Source organism: Streptomyces milbemycinicus (assembly GCF_002154605.1).
GTDB classification, from domain to species: Bacteria; Actinomycetota; Actinomycetes; order Streptomycetales; family Streptomycetaceae; genus Streptomyces; species Streptomyces milbemycinicus.
Map to the genome: position 1 here is coordinate 1 of NZ_MUNE01000849.1, position 828 is coordinate 828.

Sequence of the window (828 nt, forward strand, 5' to 3'; positions counted from 1 at the left end):
AAGGTGCTCATCGCCAATCGTGGCGAAATCGCGGTCCGCGTTGCCCGTGCCTGTCGGGATGCCGGGATCGCGAGTGTTGCGGTCTACGCCGATCCGGACCGGGACGCGGTACACGTGCGCGCGGCCGACGAAGCCTACGCGCTGGGCGGTGACACCCCCGCCGCCAGCTACCTCGACCAGACCAAGGTCCTGGCCGCCGCCGCCGAATCCGGCGCGGACGCCATCCACCCCGGCTACGGCTTCCTGTCCGAGAACGCCGACTTCGCCCAGGCCGTCCTCGACGCCGGCCTCACCTGGATCGGCCCCCCACCCGCCGCGATCCGCGACCTCGGCGACAAAGTCGCCGCCCGCCACATCGCCCAGCGCGCCGGAGCCCCCCTGGTCGCCGGCACCCCCGACCCCGTCACCGGCGCAGACGAAGTCCTCGCCTTCGCCCAGGAACACGGCCTCCCGATCGCCATCAAAGCCGCCTTCGGCGGCGGCGGACGCGGCCTGAAAGTCGCCCGCACCCTCGACGAAGTCCCCGAACTCTACGACTCCGCCGTCCGCGAAGCCGTCGCAGCCTTCGGCCGCGGCGAATGCTTCGTCGAGCGCTACCTCGACAAACCCCGCCACGTCGAAACCCAGTGCCTCGCCGACACCCACGGCAACGTGATCGTCGTCTCCACCCGCGACTGCTCCCTCCAGCGCCGCCACCAAAAACTCGTCGAAGAAGCCCCCGCCCCCTTCCTGAGCGACGCACAGAACGCCGAGCTCTACCGCGCCTCCAAGGCCATCCTCAAAGAGGCCGGATACGTGGGAGCGGGCACCGTGGAGTTCCTGGTGGGC

At 70.8% G+C, this 828-nt stretch carries 1 protein-coding gene; it reads left to right on the top strand.

Annotation, left to right across the window (positions count from 1 at the left end; genetic code table 11):
* On the top strand, nucleotides 1–828 hold an 828-nt coding region (locus CCN51_RS47510), incomplete at both ends, for an ATP-binding protein (protein ID WP_143676139.1).